The 15,629-nt window shown below is 63.8% G+C and carries 13 protein-coding genes; 3 read left to right on the top strand and 10 right to left on the bottom strand.

The features are described from left to right. The 3 genes from AO684_RS12300 to AO684_RS12290 all read left to right on the top strand — a co-directional run. On the top strand, positions 1 to 503 hold a 503-nt coding region (locus AO684_RS12300; RefSeq protein WP_152968409.1), incomplete at its 5' end, for a YcaO-like family protein. Between the two features lie 84 nt (positions 504 to 587). Further along, positions 588 to 2,078: a hypothetical protein gene (locus AO684_RS12295; protein ID WP_152968408.1), complete on the top strand. Its 1,491-nt coding sequence runs from the start codon at positions 588 to 590 to the stop codon at positions 2,076 to 2,078. A gap of 2 nt (positions 2,079 to 2,080) precedes the next feature. After that, positions 2,081 to 2,644: a hypothetical protein gene (locus tag AO684_RS12290; RefSeq protein ID WP_054303030.1), complete on the top strand. Its 564-nt coding sequence runs from the start codon at positions 2,081 to 2,083 to the stop codon at positions 2,642 to 2,644. On the opposite strand, the gene AO684_RS12285 is transcribed toward AO684_RS12290, so the two are convergent. The 10 genes from AO684_RS12285 to glpD all read right to left on the bottom strand — a co-directional run bounded on the left by AO684_RS12285 (position 2,620) and on the right by glpD (position 15,455). Next, positions 2,620 to 4,554, bottom strand: a complete 1,935-nt coding sequence (locus AO684_RS12285; RefSeq protein WP_082400943.1) for a BTAD domain-containing putative transcriptional regulator — start codon at positions 4,552 to 4,554, stop codon at positions 2,620 to 2,622. The two genes, AO684_RS12290 and AO684_RS12285, sit on opposite strands and share 25 nt — an antisense overlap. 166 nt (positions 4,555 to 4,720) lie before the next feature. Beyond that, positions 4,721 to 6,043 (bottom strand): pyridoxal phosphate-dependent aminotransferase family protein, encoded by a 1,323-nt coding sequence (locus tag AO684_RS12280; RefSeq protein ID WP_054303028.1) that lies wholly within the window; start codon positions 6,041 to 6,043, stop codon positions 4,721 to 4,723. Positions 6,044 to 6,155: 112 nt separating this feature from the next. Then, positions 6,156 to 7,646: a glycerol kinase GlpK gene (gene glpK, locus AO684_RS12275; protein ID WP_054303027.1), complete on the bottom strand. Its 1,491-nt coding sequence runs from the start codon at positions 7,644 to 7,646 to the stop codon at positions 6,156 to 6,158. A 70-nt stretch (positions 7,647 to 7,716) separates the two neighbouring features. Continuing rightward, positions 7,717 to 9,435 carry an ABC transporter substrate-binding protein gene (locus AO684_RS12270; protein WP_054303026.1) on the bottom strand — a complete coding sequence of 573 codons (1,719 nt, stop codon included), beginning with the start codon at positions 9,433 to 9,435 and terminating at the stop codon, positions 7,717 to 7,719. 87 nt (positions 9,436 to 9,522) lie between these two features. Continuing rightward, positions 9,523 to 9,804, bottom strand: a complete 282-nt coding sequence (locus tag AO684_RS12265; protein ID WP_054303050.1) for a DUF2160 domain-containing protein — start codon at positions 9,802 to 9,804, stop codon at positions 9,523 to 9,525. Between the two features lie 149 nt (positions 9,805 to 9,953). Further along, positions 9,954 to 10,757, bottom strand: coding sequence for a carbohydrate ABC transporter permease (locus AO684_RS12260; RefSeq protein WP_054303025.1), 804 nt, complete (start codon positions 10,755 to 10,757; stop codon positions 9,954 to 9,956). Further along, positions 10,757 to 11,629 carry a carbohydrate ABC transporter permease gene (locus AO684_RS12255; protein ID WP_054303024.1) on the bottom strand — a complete coding sequence of 291 codons (873 nt, stop codon included), beginning with the start codon at positions 11,627 to 11,629 and terminating at the stop codon, positions 10,757 to 10,759. The genes AO684_RS12260 and AO684_RS12255 overlap by 1 nt, the downstream gene beginning before the upstream one ends. After that, complete coding sequence (locus tag AO684_RS12250; RefSeq protein ID WP_054303023.1) at positions 11,629 to 12,711, bottom strand: ABC transporter ATP-binding protein; 1,083 nt, start codon at positions 12,709 to 12,711, stop codon at positions 11,629 to 11,631. The genes AO684_RS12255 and AO684_RS12250 overlap by 1 nt, the downstream gene beginning before the upstream one ends. 3 nt (positions 12,712 to 12,714) lie before the next feature. Beyond that, on the bottom strand, positions 12,715 to 13,803 hold the full coding sequence (locus AO684_RS12245) for an ABC transporter ATP-binding protein (RefSeq protein ID WP_054303022.1): 1,089 nt from the start codon (positions 13,801 to 13,803) through the stop codon (positions 12,715 to 12,717). Positions 13,804 to 13,850: 47 nt separating this feature from the next. Next, the gene (gene glpD, locus AO684_RS12240; protein ID WP_054303021.1) at positions 13,851 to 15,455 is read right to left on the bottom strand and encodes a glycerol-3-phosphate dehydrogenase; all 1,605 of its coding nucleotides are present in this window, start codon (positions 15,453 to 15,455) and stop codon (positions 13,851 to 13,853) included. Positions 15,456 to 15,629 lie beyond the last annotated feature (174 nt).

Below are 15,629 nucleotides of genomic sequence, written 5' to 3'. Positions count from 1 at the left end.
GGCAGGGCAAACTGCCCGGCCACGCCTGCGCCGAGCCGCCCGAACTCGCCGCCTACCGCGCGGGCCATACGGGACGGCGGGTACTGTGTCTGGCCTTGCCCTTTCTTCCGGGTCTGTCTGTACGGCTGATGCTGGGCGACGACGGCACGGGCGGGCAGATCGCGCTTGGCAGCGCCGCCTCTCCCGATCCGGCCCGCGCCGCCGAGGCCGCCACGCGCGAGATGTTGCAGGCCGAACTGGCCTGGCTCGCCCCGGCGCATCACCCCGATACACCCTTCCGCGACCATGTGCAGACCGCACTGGCTCCGCGTCTGCCCGCGTTGCATACAGCGCAGGCTGCCGCACCGGAACCGGCAGGCGGATCGCTGGAAAAGCTTCTTGGCGATCTCGTTACAACTTATGGATTTTCTGACCTGACATCACCACAACTCCGGGTACCTGTCTGGCGCTTTGTCTGTCCGGCCTGGCCCCGCTCCCGCCCGTTGCTTGCCCCCGCTGACTGACGTTACGCTGACGCATCGCGCGACATATTCCCCGTGACAAGGGAGAAACCGATGCCGAATCCACCCGGAGGGACCAGCCCTTACATGGCATGGCGTATGCTGAAAGCGGCAGCACAACTGCCGCCGCCTGCCCTGCCCGCGGGGCGGCGCAGTTTCGGCTGTCCGAAGATGGCAGAGTCCGCATCGCTCTATTGCGGTGGGCAATCGCTGCTGGGGTCGGTGCGCGACCTGCCGGATCTGGCGGCGCGGCTGGTCAAACCCGTGCTGGCCGGTGCCGAAGGCGAGATGCCTGCGGGGTATACCTACCTCGGGCAACTGCTGGCCCATGACCTGTGCACGCCGACGGAAGGTGAATTCGATTATGCGCTGTCCGACCCGGCGCCAGAGCTTACCCGCACAACGGTGACACAGGCCGAGCGGACCCACCCGCTGCATCTTGAAAGCCTGTTCGGCCCGGTTTCCGCCGATCTGTCCCTGCCCGAATTGCACAGGTTTCCCCCGGCACCGCTGTTCTATCCGTATTTCGCCGCCGACATCACGCGCCGGAAACCTGCAAGCGGCCTTGGCCGGACGCTGGGCGCGCTGCCTGATACGCGCAATGACGACAACCCGATGATCGCCCAGCTTTCGGCACTGTTCATCGCCCATGCCGGGGCGGTGACCACCCGGCTTGCCGCACGCGGTCATTCGCCTGCCGACAGCCTGCTCGGGGCCAAGACCGCCACGGTGCGGATGTGGCACGGGCTGTTGCTGCGCGATCTGCTGCCGCGCCTCGCCCTGCCCGCGCTGGCCGATACGCCTGCCGACCTGGGACCGCCCGGCGCCGCCGAGATCCCGGTTGAAGTGATGGCGGCCATCCTGCGCGCAGGACACTGGCTGGTGCGCAGCCAGTACAGGCTGAACGTCAACACCGTTCCCGTGCGCCTGTTGCTGCGTGGCGATCCCGATATCGCCGCCCTGCGCGCCCGGCCGGGGGCAGAGAATTTCTGGCGCATCGACTGGCGCAATTTCTTTGATCTCGATCTGCTCTCACCACCGCAAAAGGCCATGCGGATGGAAGGCGGGCTGGCGGCCATGTTCGGCAGTGATTTCGGCCTGCCGGATGCGATGGAGATTCACTCCTCGCTTGTCACCAGCGACAACGATCTGGCGTTGCGCGATCTGGCCCGCAGCACCGATGGCGGCCTGCAATCCGTGTCAAGCCTCGCCACCCGGTTGGCCCCTGCCCTGCGGAGCCGCTTTCCCGACTGGCTGCTGTGGGATGGCCCCGCACGGGCAAAGCTGATCAGCGACTGGTGCAACGCCTGCGGGCATCTGGCGCCACCGCATCTGGCTGCCGATCCGCCGCTATATCTTTACACGCTGCTTGAGGCCGGTCGCGGGCCCGCCACGCAGGGCTTTGGCGACGGTCTGCGACTGGGCGCGCTGGGGTCGGCACTTCTGTGGGGGGCGATCCGCGCGGCGGTTGAAACTGCCGAAGCCGCCCTGCCAGACGCCCCCGTCGACCCTGACATGCCGGATATCCCCGACATGCCCAGCCTGATACGATTTCTGACCCTCAACAGCGGAGTGTGACAATGACCACCGGAAGCCCGGCCCAGCCGGATGTGAAATACAATACCATCGACTTTGAAACCGTCGGCGCCTTCATGATTGCCATGACGCGGCAGCCCGCGGCGAACTACCCGACAACGGTCGAGGCATTCTGCAATCTGCTGGCGAATTATGCCCGCAAATTCGCCGCGCAGCTCGCCGAGGGAGAGGGCAGCCTCGCCCGTTCGCCCGACATCGTGACCGAAACGGTCAAGTCGCCGCTGTTCGCCGCCTATTTCAAACCGCTGGACGGGGACACCTCCGATGATCCGCTGGGGCATTGGGTTGTCGACGGGGTGCTTGAGGTCCAGCATGTCCACAAAGCCGCGACGATGAGCCTGTTCCAGAACACCGCCGACCATGTGAATATCCGCCTGCCCGAAAAGAACAACATCGCCGCCAAGGAGGATCTGGCGCTCCAGCACCAGGCTGAGGGCAGCAGGTTCCAGAACCTGACCTATCTGGACGATTACTTTGCGGGCAAGACAACCGCGATGCAGTTCGTCTGGGGCAATGTGGGCGATTATACCACGCGATCCTGCCGCTGACCGGCGATCTGCCACAGGGCCTCGGCGATGCGGTCAAGCCCGTAGGCTGACCGCATCGACGTCGCCGCCAGAAACCACGACAGCGGATCTGGCGCACCTGCGCCTTGCCAGCGGCCGGAAATATCGGTGCTGAAACGGTGCCAGAACCCGGCCGCCCGCGCCATATCCCCCGCCATCACGGCGGCGGCGCAGCCATAGGCATAGGTAAAGGGAATGGCCCCGGCGGCCCGGTCGGCCAGATCCATCGCTGTGGCATAATCGCCCGACAACAGCGCGACCGGCGTCCGATAGCCCATCGACACCCGGCACACCCCGGCATCAAGCGCCGAAGCCGCCTCGGCCAGGCGGGTCGCGCGAGTCACCTGCCCGGTCAGCGCCATCATTTCCGACGCCGCCGACAGGCGGCGCGGATTGCTTTGCGACAGGTCGGCCACCACATTCGCGGCCTCGGCCGCGGCGTCGACGTGATCCAGCAGGATCGAGCTCCAGCCGAAGGCAAGCCAGGCATCGCCACGGTCGGGCGCCTCGGCGGTGCAGGCCCGCCCGATTTCCAGCGCCTCGGGTACACCGGCATGAACCGGACCCGAGCCCGGAAAGATCAGTTCGCGGCTGTTGAGCAATTCGGCCAGCCCGATCCGCGCGCGCAGCCCCAGATCGCCGCCGGAGGAAACCGAGCGCAGCAGCGCCTCCGCCCGCCGGTCCGCATCGGAAGACCAGTCGCGCATCAGCCAGCCCGCGCGCATCAGCTTGCGATAATCGGCAAGCTGGGCATCGGACAGGCCTTCCAGCCCGCTGATGTAATGCGACTCCAGCTTGCCGGTCAGGCGCATGGCGATACGCTGCACCGCGAAACCCGAGTTGCGCACCCAGTCGCCGCGCCGGATATGCAGCGGCCATGACCAGATGATCGCGCCGGTGGACAGATCCTTCAGCGACAGGATCAGCCGCATTTCCTCCAGCCCCGGCGACAGCGAACCACGCAGTTCGTAATTGCCGGGGCGGGCGGGCAGTTGCATTCCGGGGCTGGTTTCGATGGTCACCCAGTCTTCGACCGCATAAAGCGCCGATCCCAGTTCGGCCTGCACCGCAGCCACCAGAATCTGTTCGTCATCAGGCAGCGCGGACAAGGCGAAGGACTGGACGAAAATCGTGATCCGTTCGTCATCAAGCTGCGCCGGCAAGGGCGCAGCCGAACCGGAAAGCTTGAGCGAAATCGCAAGCGCCTGGGTTTCCTCGGCGGGTTCCAGATCGAATTCCTCGTCCAGAAGCGTCCAGAGCTTGCGATAATGTTCCATCGCAGCAGCGTTATTACCCGCCGCGATATCCAGACGCATCAGCGCCCGCGTTGCCTCTTCATCCTGCGGTTCCAGCTCGCGCAGGCGCTCGGCCAGCAGACGCGCGCCGGTTTTTTCGCCAGCCGCGTGCAGACGGGAGCGCAGCTGCGCTGAAAGATGCGCCAGATAGGCTGCCTTGCGTTCGGTCAGGAAGCCATCGAACTCCGGGTCCAGCCCCCACAGATCGGCGGCGAAGCGGATGTCGGCATCGGCAAGCGACCGCGCCGCAAGCGGTGCTGTATCCCCCGCGTCGAAAGCCGCCAAAGCCTGCGATATGTCACACGGCGCGCCCGCGAACCGTGCCCGCACCGCCAGACGGTCAGCCTCGAACAGCGAAATCCCCGCACAGTCGCGTGCCAGAACATGCAGGGTATTGCGCAGAGAACCACGAGCCTTTTCCGCGCCGGAATCGGACCACAAAAGATCAGCCAGCCGGTCGCGCGCGATACCGCTTTCGCCGGTCAGGCTGAACCATGCGAGAATAGCCTTCTGCTTCTGCCCCTTTACGGGCAGTTCCTGCCCGTCGACCGACAAGCAAAATCTGTCAAGGATGCGGAAGTAGGTGCACCCGGCCATCTTCGATACATCCCCAGAAATCGAAGTCTGATTCTAGGGATAGCCGTGTGCGGTGCGGGCGTAAACCCGTGGCAGATGCGGATCGGCCAAAGACGACATTCCGGGTTGCCCCGCCACCTGCCGTCATTGACCGATCCGCACCGATACAGTGGCCCTGAGGGGATCGTCAGGCCACCGCATACTGAAGCGCGGCACTGCGCGCATTTTCTTCGTCAAGCCGGGCTTTCGCCTCGCGGGCAATCGCCACGAAGCCATCGACCTCGCTGGTTCCGTGATCGGCGAGAAGCTTCAGCCGCCACAGCGCATCGGCGCTTCCCGGCGTCAGCGGCTCGGTCAGGTTGAGCAGCGCGCCCCGCGACAGCATGTCCGCCGTCAGCCGCCGCGCGCAGGCCAGCCGCCCGAGCCTGACGGTCACGACCGCGCCCGGCGCACCGGTGACCTCAAACCCTGCGTCCTCCAGCCCGGTGCGCAGCCTTTCGATGTTCTGCATCAGCCGGTTGCGCCGTTCGGCGCCTTCCTCGCTGTCCACGATTTCCAGCGCGGCCAGCACCACCGCCGCCTGAAGGGGCGATATCGCATTGCTGCATCCCTGCACCGAACTGCCCACCCGCATGGCAAGCCGCAGGGCCGGATGGTTGGAGGCGACAAACCCGCCATTCGCCGCGAAAGTCTTGGAGAAGCTGCCGGTGAGGATGTCGATACCGCCAAGGATGCCCTGCATCTCGCAGACACCACGCCCTGTGGCGCCAAGCGCACCCAGGTCATTGGCCACATCCACCAGCAGCGTCGCCGCATAGCGACGGCAAAGCTGCTGCAATTCGGGCAGGCTGGCGCTGCCCGGTTCCATGGCGAACAGCGCCTCGGTCACAACGATGATGCCGGCCTGCGGGTCTTCATCCCGCAGTCGTTCCAGCCGGCGGACCAGCGCCTCGGTCGAGCCGTGCTGGATCTGATGCACGGTTGCTCCGGAAGCGGCGGCGCCGTCCTGAAGACATTCCCGGGCATGGGCGTCCACCAGCACATGATCGCCCGGCCGCACCAGCGCGCGAATGGCGCCGAAACCGGCGGTCCAGCCGCTTGGAAACACGATGGCCTGTGCCATGCCGACGAAAGCGGCAATCCGCTCTTCCAGCGAGGTGGTCAGCGTGGTCAGCCCCATCTGGACCGCAGTGCCCGCCGAATGGACCCCGTAGCGCCGTGCCGCCGCCGAAGCCGCCGCAAGGATCTTGGGATGCGAGGCGAGGCTCAGAAAATCCTGCGAGGCCATATTTATTCCCGCCAGCCCGCGCCCTGCCCGATCACGCGCCACCACGCGCGGGCCGATGCGGCAGGCATTGGCCTTGCATGTGGCATCAAGCCCAGATTTCAGCCGCTCGTCATACCATTCCGTCATCGGCTGCCAGCGATCCATCAGCGAGACGCATCCGGCATCGAACTGGTCCATCGCCGTGGCGCTGGCAACTTCAGTGCTGTCGAGAGTGCAGGTCATCGTTCGGTCCTCGGCGATGCGGCAACAGCCGCGGTGCTTGAAAGGACAATGACCTGCCTTGCGTCAGCGCATCGTCATTCCTGTCTGACGCAGCAAATGACGGAGCGGATTTTCATTCGGACGCGGCCACAGTGGCGCTGACGGCGCGGGTCCAGCGCGCGTATCTCGCGTCCCGTTCTGCCCCGCCCATAGCCGGTACGAAACGGCGTTCCAGCGCCCAGGTCTTGGCGAATTGCTCGGGTCCGGGGTAAAGACCGGCCCGGTAGCCGGCAAGCCAGGCCGCGCCGAGCGCGGTGGTTTCCGTCACCACCGGACGATCTACCGGAGCGCCAAGAATGTCGGCCAGAAACTGCATCGTCCAGTCACTCGCCACCATGCCGCCATCAACCCGCAGCACCCCCCCGGCTGCGGTGGCCCAGTCTGCGCGCATCGCCTCCAGAAGGTCGCGGGTCTGGTAGCCCACGCTTTCCAGCGCCGCCCGCGCCAGTTCGGCCGGGCCGGAGTTGCGCGTCAGGCCGAAGATGGCCCCCCTGCATTCCGGCCGCCAGTAGGGCGCGCCAAGGCCGGTGAAGGCGGGCACCAGGATCACCTCTTGCGACGGATCGGCACTTTCGGCGAGGGGCTGGGTTTCCGGTGCGCTGCGAATGATCTTCAGCCCGTCGCGCAGCCATTGCACCACCGCCCCAGCGATGAAGATGGAGCCTTCCAGCGCATAGCTGGTCTTGCCGTCCAGACGGCTGGCAATGGTGGTCAGCAGCCTGTTGGTCGAGGGCACCCGATCCGCCCCGGTGTTCAGCAAGGCGAAACAGCCGGTGCCATAGGTCGATTTCATCATGCCGGGCTGAAAGCACGCCTGCCCCATTGCCGCCGCCTGCTGGTCGCCCGCGACACCGAGGATCGGGATTTCCCGCCCGAACAGATCGGGCCGCGTGGTGCCGAAATCATCGGCGCAGTCGCGTACTTCGGGCAGCAGCGCCATCGGAATATCCAGAAGCGCGCAGATATCAGGATCCCAGCGGTTCGCGCCGATGTCGTAAAGCAACGTGCGCGAGGCATTGGTGGCATCGGTGGCATGCACCTTGCCGCCGGTCAGATTCCAGATCAGCCAGCTGTCGACCGTACCGAAAGCGAGTTCCCCCTTCGCCGCGCGCGCGCGGGCACCGGGGATCGTATCGAGCAGCCATTTCAGCTTGGTGCCCGAGAAGTACGGATCCAGCAGAAGGCCGGTGCGCTCGGTAATCAGCGCGGCATGACCGGCAGCGCGCAGACTTTCGCAGATCGGGGCAGTGCGGCGGTCCTGCCAGACAATCGCATTGTGCAGCGGCTGGCCGCTCGCGCGGTCCCACAGCAAGGTGGTTTCGCGCTGGTTGGTGATGCCAATGGCCGACACGGCGCCGACGCCCAGCCCTGCCCTTTCGATGGCCGCCCGCGCGGTCGCCGCCGTGGTGGCCCAAAGATCCGCCGGATCATGTTCGACCCAGCCGGAGGCGGGATAGTGCTGCGGAAACTCCTCTTGCGCCGAAGCGACCGGGCGAAGATCCGCGTCGAACAGGATCGCCCGTGACGAGGTGGTGCCCTGGTCGATGGCAAGGATATGGGTCATGGCAGCGCGGTCCCGTGGTCGTGGAAGAGACAGGTCCGGGCGACCGCAGCCGCCCGGACCCTTCATGGCATCAGTTCTGCCAGGATTTGATCAGCTCGTCATAGGACACGGTTTCGCCCTGCGGCTTTTCGTTGTCCAGCTTGCCGACCGGCGCGCCCGGCTGGTCGATCCAGTATTGCGGGTCCTGCTCTTCGTTCATCTTCGGGCCGATGTCGCCCTGAACGCCCGATTTCTCAAGCCGGATCAGCACCTTTTCCTGATCGGCGCACAGCGCGTCCAGCGCCTCCTGCGGGGATTTGGCCCCCGACAGCGCGTCGCCGATATTCTGCCACCACAGCTGCGCCAGCTTCGGATAGTCCGGGATATTGGTGCCGGTGGGCGACCACTGGGTCCGGGCGGGCGAGCGGTAGAACTCGATCAACCCGCCAAGTTTCGGCGCACGGTCGGTGAAGTGCTGGCTGTCGATGGTGGACTGACGGATGAAGGTCAGGCCGACATCGGATTTCTTCAGATCAACCAGCTTCGAGGTCACGAATTGCGCATAAAGCCATGCGGCCTGCGCACGATCCACCGGGGTGGATTTCATCAGCGTCCACGACCCCACATCCTGATAGCCGATCTTGGTGCCCTCGGTCCAATACGCACCATGCGGGCTGGGAGCCATGCGCCATTTCGGCGTGCCATCCTCGTTCATCACCGGCAGGCCCGGCTTCACCATGTCGGCGGTGAAAGCAGTATACCAGAACATCTGTTGCGCGATGGAACCCTGCGCCGGAACCGGACCGGCCTCACCGAAGGTCATGCCCATGGCTTCCGGCGGGGTATATTTCTGCAACCAGTCGATCGCCTTGGTCACGGCATAGACCGCCGCCGCGTCATTGGTTGCCCCACCCCGCGCCACGCAAGAGCCGACGGGCCGCGAGTTTTCATCGACCCGGACACCCCATTCATCGACCGGCAAGCCGTTCGGCTCGCCCTTGTCGCCCATACCGGCCATCGACATCCAGGCATCGGTATAGCGCCAGCCGAGGCTCGGGTCTTTCTTGCCGTAGTCCATGTTGCCATAGACGCCCGAGGACGGCCCGCCCGCATAGCTCATGTCGCGGCCGGTGAAGAATTCGGCGATATCCTCATAGGCCGACCAGTTGACCGGCACGCCGAGGTCATAGCCATATTTGGCCTTGAAATCCTCCATGGTCTTGGGATCGGTGAACCAGTCGTAGCGGAACCAGTAGAGGTTGGCGAACTGCTGGTCAGGAAGCTGGTAGAGCTTGCCATCCGGCGCTGTGGTGAACTGGGTGCCAATGAAATCTGCCAGATCCAGACCGGGGTTGGTAACATCCTTGCCCTCGCCCGCCATCCAGTCGGTCAGGTTGCGGGCCTGCTGATAGCGCCAGTGCGTCCCGATCAGGTCGGAATCGTTGACATAGGCGTCATAGATGTTCTCGCCGGTCTGCATCTGGGTTTGCAGCTTCTCGACGACATCACCCTCGCCGATCAGATCATGGGTGATCTTGATGCCGGTGATGGCAGTGAAGGCCGGGGCCAGAACCTTGGATTCATATTCATGCGTCGCGATGGTTTCGGACACGACCTTGATATCCATGCCCGAAAAGGGCTTGGCCGCGTCGATGAACCACTGCATTTCCTTTTCCTGATCTTCGGGCGACAGGACGGTCATGCCCGCGATTTCGGAATCGAGGAATTTCTTGGCGGCGTCCATGTCGGCCCAGGCGGGGGCCCCCACGGCCAGCAGCGCCAGCGCCATTGCGGTTGATGTCAGTCTCATTGTATTCCTCCCTTGGAATGTGAAACAGGCGTTGAGCATTCTTGCCCTCTGGCGCGGGGTCCAGCCGCACCAGAGGGATCTTCCGGTCTAAACCCAGACGAAAACCGCCACGGCATAGACAAGGCACAGCGCGAGCCCGCCCCAGACAGGGGGGCCCGCGAAGAACAGCCAGGCCAGACAGATGAAGGCCGAGCCGAGAAGAGAGATGAACAGCCGGTCGCCGCGCGTCGTCTCGATCCGCAGGAGTCCGACGCGCGGGGTTTCGGGGAACCGGATCGCAAGGATGGTGAAGGTCACGAGCAGGCTCGCGATGATCCAGAAGAACAGCGCGACCGGGAAGGTCCAGGCCATCCAGCCGCCCTTGATCATCGGCGCGAACCAATCCTTCGCGCCGTCTTTTACCGGGGTAGCCCAGATCAGGAAGATCAGTGCGGCGCCAAGGACTGCGGCGGCGGTAACGTAGATCGCGGGCCAGTTGACGCGGTTTGCCGTGGTTGCAGACATGATCCAGCCCTCCTTCACACGCGACCCAGGGCAAAGCCCTTGGCGATGTAGTTACGGACGAACCAGATCACCAACGCGCCCGGAATGATGGTCAGCACCCCGGCGGCGGCCAGAACACCCCAGTCCATTCCGCTGGCCGATACCGTGCGCGTCATGGTGGCTGCGATGGGCTTGGCGTTCACGCTGGTCAGGGTGCGGCTCAGCAACAGTTCCACCCAGGAGAACATGAAGCAGAAGAAGGCCGCGACACCGATCCCGCTGGCCACCAGCGGCATGAAGATGCGGATGAAGAAGCGCGGGAAGGAATAGCCGTCGATGTAGGCGGTCTCGTCAATCTCTTTCGGCACGCCGCGCATGAAGCCTTCCAGAATCCACACCGCCAGCGGCACGTTGAACAGGCAATGCGCCAGCGCCACCGCGATGTGCGTGTCGAACAGCCCGATGGAGGAATAAAGCTGGAAGAACGGCAGTGCGAAGACGGCGGGCGGCGACATGCGGTTGGTCAGCAGCCAGAAGAACAGGTGCTTGTCACCCATGAAGCTGTAACGGCTGAAGGCATAGGCGGCGGGCAGCGCCACGGCGATGGAAATGACCGTGTTCAGCACCACATAGATGATCGAATTGACGTAGCCCATGTACCAGCTCGGGTCGGTCAGGATCACCATGTAGTTGCGGAAGGTCAGCTCGCGCGGAAAGATCGAGAAGGTTCCGGTGATCTCGGCATTGGTCTTCAGGCTCATGTTCACAAGCCAGTAGATCGGCACCATGAGGAACAGAAGATAAAATGTCATCACAAGGGCGGAGGAGCGGCTGCGCATCACTTGGCCTCCTGACGGTCGAGATTGGTCATCACGGTGTAGAACACCCAGCTCACCAGCAGGATCACGAGGAAATACATGATCGAGAAGGCGGCGGCGGGGCCAAGATCGAACTGACCCACGGCCATCTTCACAAGGTCGATTGACAGGAAGGTGGTCGAATTGCCGGGGCCGCCGCCGGTGACGACGAAAGGTTCTGTGTAGATCATGAAGCTGTCCATGAAGCGCAGCAGAACCGCGATCAGCAGGACGCCCTTCATCTTCGGCAGCTCGATGTAGCGGAACACGGCCCAGCGGCTCGCCTGGTCGATGCGCGCGGCCTGATAATAGGCCTGCGGAATGGATTGCAGACCGGCATAGGCCAGCAGCGCCACCAGCGAGGTCCAGTGCCAGACATCCATCACCACCACCGTGGCCCATGCATCGAACGGGTCGGAGGTATAGTTGTAGTCGATCCCGATGGCGGCCAGCGTATGCCCCAGCAGGCCAATGTCACCGCGACCAAAGATCTGCCAGATGGTGCCGACGACGTTGAACGGGATCAGCAGCGGCAGCGCCATGACCACAAGGCAGAACGAGGACCAGAAGCCCTTCTTCGGCATGTTCAGCGCGACGAAGATGCCGAGCGGGACCTCGATGGCCAGAATGATGACCGAGAACATCGCCTGCCGCAGCAGCGCGCCATGAATACGGTCGGAATGCACGGCCTCATCGAACCAGTCGAGCCCGGCCCAGAAAAATTCGTTGTTCCCGAAAGTATCGTTGACCGAATAGTTCACCACGGTCATCAGCGGGATCACCGCCGAAAAGGCGACCAGCACCAGCACCGGCAGCACCAGAAACCAGGCGCGGTTGTTCTGTGTCTTTTCCATCAGGCCGCCCTCCCCTGCGGTGCGACGCGCCAGTCGTCGGCATAGACGTTGATCTTGCCAGGCACGAAGGCCACGCGCGGCAGCGCCGGAACGGGCTGCCCTTCTGGCTGAACAATGTTGAAAGGCTGCCCTTCCAGTTCGGCCCGCAGGATGCGATGGCGCCCGACATCCTCGACCCGGCGAATGGTGACCGGCAGCCCCTGCCCTTCCGTCAGAACGGCATGTTCAGGACGAATGCCGATCTGCACACGACCCGAGGGGGTCCCGTGATCGTCGCCCAGATCCACCCCTGCCCCGCTGACCAGCATGGCACGGGTGCCCGATACTCGCGCTTCCAGAAAGTTCATGCCGGGGGAGCCGATGAAATACCCCACGAATGTATGTGCCGGGGTTTCGAAAAGTTCCTCAGGCGTGCCGAGCTGCACTACGCGACCGTCATACATCACCACCACCTTGTCGGCGAAGGTCAGCGCTTCGGTCTGGTCATGCGTGACATAAATCATCGTATGGCCGAACTCGCGGTGCAGCTGCTTGAGCTGTGTGCGCAGCTCCCACTTCATGTGTGGGTCGATGACGGTCAGTGGCTCGTCGAACAGGATCGCGTTGACATCCTCGCGCACCATGCCACGGCCAAGGCTGATCTTCTGCTTGGCATCGGCGGTCAGGCCCTGCGCCTTTCGCGACAGCATCGCCTCCATCCCGATCATCTTCGCAATCTGATCGACGCGACGCTTGATATAGGCTGCGTCCTGCCCGCGATTGCGCAGAGGGAAGGCCAGATTGTCGCGGACGGTCATCGTGTCATAGACGACCGGGAACTGGAACACCTGCGCGATATTGCGCTCGGCCGTGGCGGCATCGGTCACATCGCGGTCGCCAAACAACACCCTCCCATGGCTTGGCCGCAGCAGGCCCGAGATGATGTTCAGCAGCGTAGTCTTGCCGCAGCCGGACGAGCCCAGCAGGGCATAGGCGCCACCATCCTGCCAGACATGATCCATTTCCTTCAGCGCGTAATCCTGTTCGCCCTTCGGATTGGGCAGGTAGCTGTGCGCGAGGTTCTTCAGCGTGATCTGTGCCATGGCTCAGGCCACCTTTGCATAGGCGGCAGGCGCAGCAAGCTGCCCGTCCGCGTCAAACAGATAGACGTGCGCCGGGTCCAGCCAGACCTGTACCCCCTGCCCCGGTGTCAGGTCATGCACCCCGCCGACCAGACCGACCCAGCGATCCGTGCCATGGCTGACGTGGATGAAGGTTTCCGATCCGGTGATTTCCGTCACCGCGAGTTTGCAGGCAAATTCCACAGCCGCCCCGGACGGACGATGCAGCGCCAGATGATTGGCCCTGAACCCGGCCAGATAGCGACCATCAGGCAAAGCGGACATCGCTCCGTCCGCCGCAACGGAGGCACTTTCGCCAAAGCGGACCTGCCCGCCCGTCTTGACCGCTGGCACGAAGTTCATTGGCGGGTCCGAGAAGACTCTTGCCGTAGTTGCATCATGAGGATTTCTATATACCTCTGCGGTAGGTCCGAACTGCGTTACCCGGCCTTCCCAAAGCGTCGCGGTATGGCCACCCAGCAGCAGCGCCTCTTCCGGTTCAGTGGTCGCATAAACGAAGATCGCGCCCGAAGCCTCGAAGATCTTCGGGATTTCGACTCGCAACTCCTCGCGCAGTTTGTAATCGAGGTTCGCCAGCGGCTCGTCCAGCAGCACCAGCCCTGCCCCTTTCACCAACGCCCGCGCCAGCGCACAGCGTTGTTGCTGCCCGCCCGACAGCTCCAGTGGCTTGCGCTCCAGCATCGGAGTCAGGCGCAGCATCTCGGCTGTATGTCGCACGGCACGATCAATCTCGGCCGTGCTGCGGCGCAGGATACGCAGCGGCGAGGCGATGTTTTCATACACCGTCAGACCGGGGTAATTGATGAACTGCTGATAGACCATGGCAACGCCCCGGTCCTGCACCCGCACGCCGGTCACGTCGCGGCCTTCCCACAGGATGCGTCCGGAACTGGGCTTATCCAGCCCGGCCATCAGCCGCATCAGGCTGGTCTTGCCCGACAGCGTCGGCCCCAGCAGCACGTTCATCGTGCCGTTTCGCAATGTCATGCTGGTCGGGTGGATGTGATCCCGCCCGCCGACCACGCGCGACACGCCTTGCAGTTCCAACGTCATTCGATCTCCTCCACGATGCGCCCGCCCTCCTCTGGCTGGCGCGCCGCCTATTCCGCTGCGGGACTGGCCATCCCGCCGGCCGATGTTGCACCGCGCTCAGCCATGAAGCCCTCCAGCGCGGCAATCTGTTCCGGGGTCATGTGCAGCCCGAGCTTGGTACGCCGCCACAGGATATCCTCGGCGCTGCGGGCAAATTCCTTTTCGACCAGCCATTTCACTTCTGCCGCGGTCAGCCCGGCCCCAAACGACTGCCCGAGTTCAGCGAGGCTTGTTGCCCCGCCCAGAACATCGAACACATCCGTTCCGTAGGTGCGTACAAGACGAAGGCTGTCACGGGCGTCGAGAAACGGATATTCCGCCATCAGACGGTTTTGCAGGGCACCGACGCCGTCATGCGGGAAATCCCCGCCCGGCAGCGGAGCGCGGGCTGTCCACGGCCCTTTCGCCTTGGGGAAATAAGGCGAGAGTTTCGCAAGCGCACTTTCCGCAAGCCGCCGGTAGGTCGTGATCTTGCCCCCGAACACATTGAGCAATGGTGCCCCGTCGGCATGCAGGCTCAGCACATAGTCGCGCGTCGCGGCTGTCGCGGATTTCGCCCCGTCATTGTAAAGCGGACGCACCCCCGAATAGGTCCAGACCACATCATCGGGCGTCACCGGCCGGGCGAAATACTGGCTCGCGAAGGCGCATAGATAATCCCGCTCTGCCTCGGAACAACGCGCTTCCCCCGGCGCGCCATGATGATCCTGGTCGGTGGTTCCGATCAGAGTGAAGTCCTGCTCATAAGGAATGGCGAAGATGATCCGCCCGTCACCGCCCTGAAAGAAATAGCAGCGATCATGGTCGTACAGCCGCCTCGTCACGATATGGCTGCCGCGCACCAGTCGGACGCCTTCGGTCGAAGGCACGCGGGCAACATTGCGGATCACATCCTCAACCCACGGCCCGCCCGCATTGACCAGCGCGCGCGCCTGATGAATTTGCGGGCCATGCACCCCGTCGGTTTCAACCCGCCACAGATCACCTTCGCGCGAGGCAGAAACGACCCGCGTGCCCACCATGATCCGGGCGCCCCGATCTGCGGCATCACGCGCATTCAGCGACACCAGACGGGAGTCCTGCACCCAGCAATCAGAATATTCATAGGCCAACCGGAACCCCGGCCGCAGCGGCTTGCCCGCCTCGTCCTGCGTCAGATCCAGGCGGCGCGTGCCCGGCAAAATCTGCCGCCCCCCCAGCGTGTCATACAGGAACAGCCCCAGCCGGATCAGCCAGGCCGGACGGCGCCCCTTCAGCCAGGGCATGACCACGGACAACAGACGCGAGGTCGGCGTGCTTCCCTCAAACCGCATCTCGGGTGAGATTGGCAGCACGAACCGCATCGGCCAGCTGATATGCGGCATCGCAACCAGCAGCGTCTCGCGTTCCTCCAGAGCCTCGCGTACCAGACGAAACTCGAAATATTCCAGATACCGCAACCCGCCGTGAAACATCTTGGTGGAGGCGGATGACGTTGCCTGCGCCAGATCGCCCTGTTCAGCCAGCGTGACAGACAGACCCCGCCCGGCGGCGTCGCGGGCAATGCCACAGCCGTTGATGCCGCCGCCAATGACGAACAGATCGGTTATCGCTGGCGAGCCGGTTACAGGCACGTCGCCCTCCGTTGGCAGGTCATCTTGATGTGTTCAAGGAGTAGCCAGTTTGCGCTATCGGTCAAGCGTTTATTTTCGGTTTTCATCTTTTGCAGAGAAAGCACCGCTGAAAACGTTCGATTCAGGGCTAAAGTGAGCCTGATTCATGCTGTGTCGCAGAAATCTTGGCCCAAT

The sequence above is a fragment of the Gemmobacter sp. LW-1 genome (assembly GCF_001303875.1).
GTDB classification, from domain to species: Bacteria; Pseudomonadota; Alphaproteobacteria; order Rhodobacterales; family Rhodobacteraceae; genus Gemmobacter; species Gemmobacter caeni.
The sequence above is the reverse complement of the archived record's forward strand: the minus strand, read 5'-3'. Positions and strand labels throughout refer to the sequence as shown.

What these genes read in the sequence shown, in the direction of transcription:
- AO684_RS12265 (WP_054303050.1), bottom strand. Translation starts at nt 9,804, where the DNA reads ATGATCAAGGGCGGCTGGATGGCCTGGACCTTCCCGGTCGCGCTGTTC.
- AO684_RS12285 (WP_082400943.1), bottom strand. Translation starts at nt 4,554, where the DNA reads ATGGCCGGGTGCACCTACTTCCGCATCCTTGACAGATTTTGCTTGTCG.
- AO684_RS12295 (WP_152968408.1), top strand. Translation starts at nt 588, where the DNA reads ATGGCATGGCGTATGCTGAAAGCGGCAGCACAACTGCCGCCGCCTGCC.
- AO684_RS12280 (WP_054303028.1), bottom strand. Translation starts at nt 6,043, where the DNA reads ATGACCTGCACTCTCGACAGCACTGAAGTTGCCAGCGCCACGGCGATG.
- AO684_RS12270 (WP_054303026.1), bottom strand. Translation starts at nt 9,435, where the DNA reads ATGAGACTGACATCAACCGCAATGGCGCTGGCGCTGCTGGCCGTGGGG.
- glpK (WP_054303027.1), bottom strand. Translation starts at nt 7,646, where the DNA reads ATGACCCATATCCTTGCCATCGACCAGGGCACCACCTCGTCACGGGCG.
- AO684_RS12290 (WP_054303030.1), top strand. Translation starts at nt 2,081, where the DNA reads ATGACCACCGGAAGCCCGGCCCAGCCGGATGTGAAATACAATACCATC.
- AO684_RS12255 (WP_054303024.1), bottom strand. Translation starts at nt 11,629, where the DNA reads ATGGAAAAGACACAGAACAACCGCGCCTGGTTTCTGGTGCTGCCGGTG.
- AO684_RS12260 (WP_054303025.1), bottom strand. Translation starts at nt 10,757, where the DNA reads ATGCGCAGCCGCTCCTCCGCCCTTGTGATGACATTTTATCTTCTGTTC.
- AO684_RS12245 (WP_054303022.1), bottom strand. Translation starts at nt 13,803, where the DNA reads ATGACGTTGGAACTGCAAGGCGTGTCGCGCGTGGTCGGCGGGCGGGAT.
- AO684_RS12250 (WP_054303023.1), bottom strand. Translation starts at nt 12,711, where the DNA reads ATGGCACAGATCACGCTGAAGAACCTCGCGCACAGCTACCTGCCCAAT.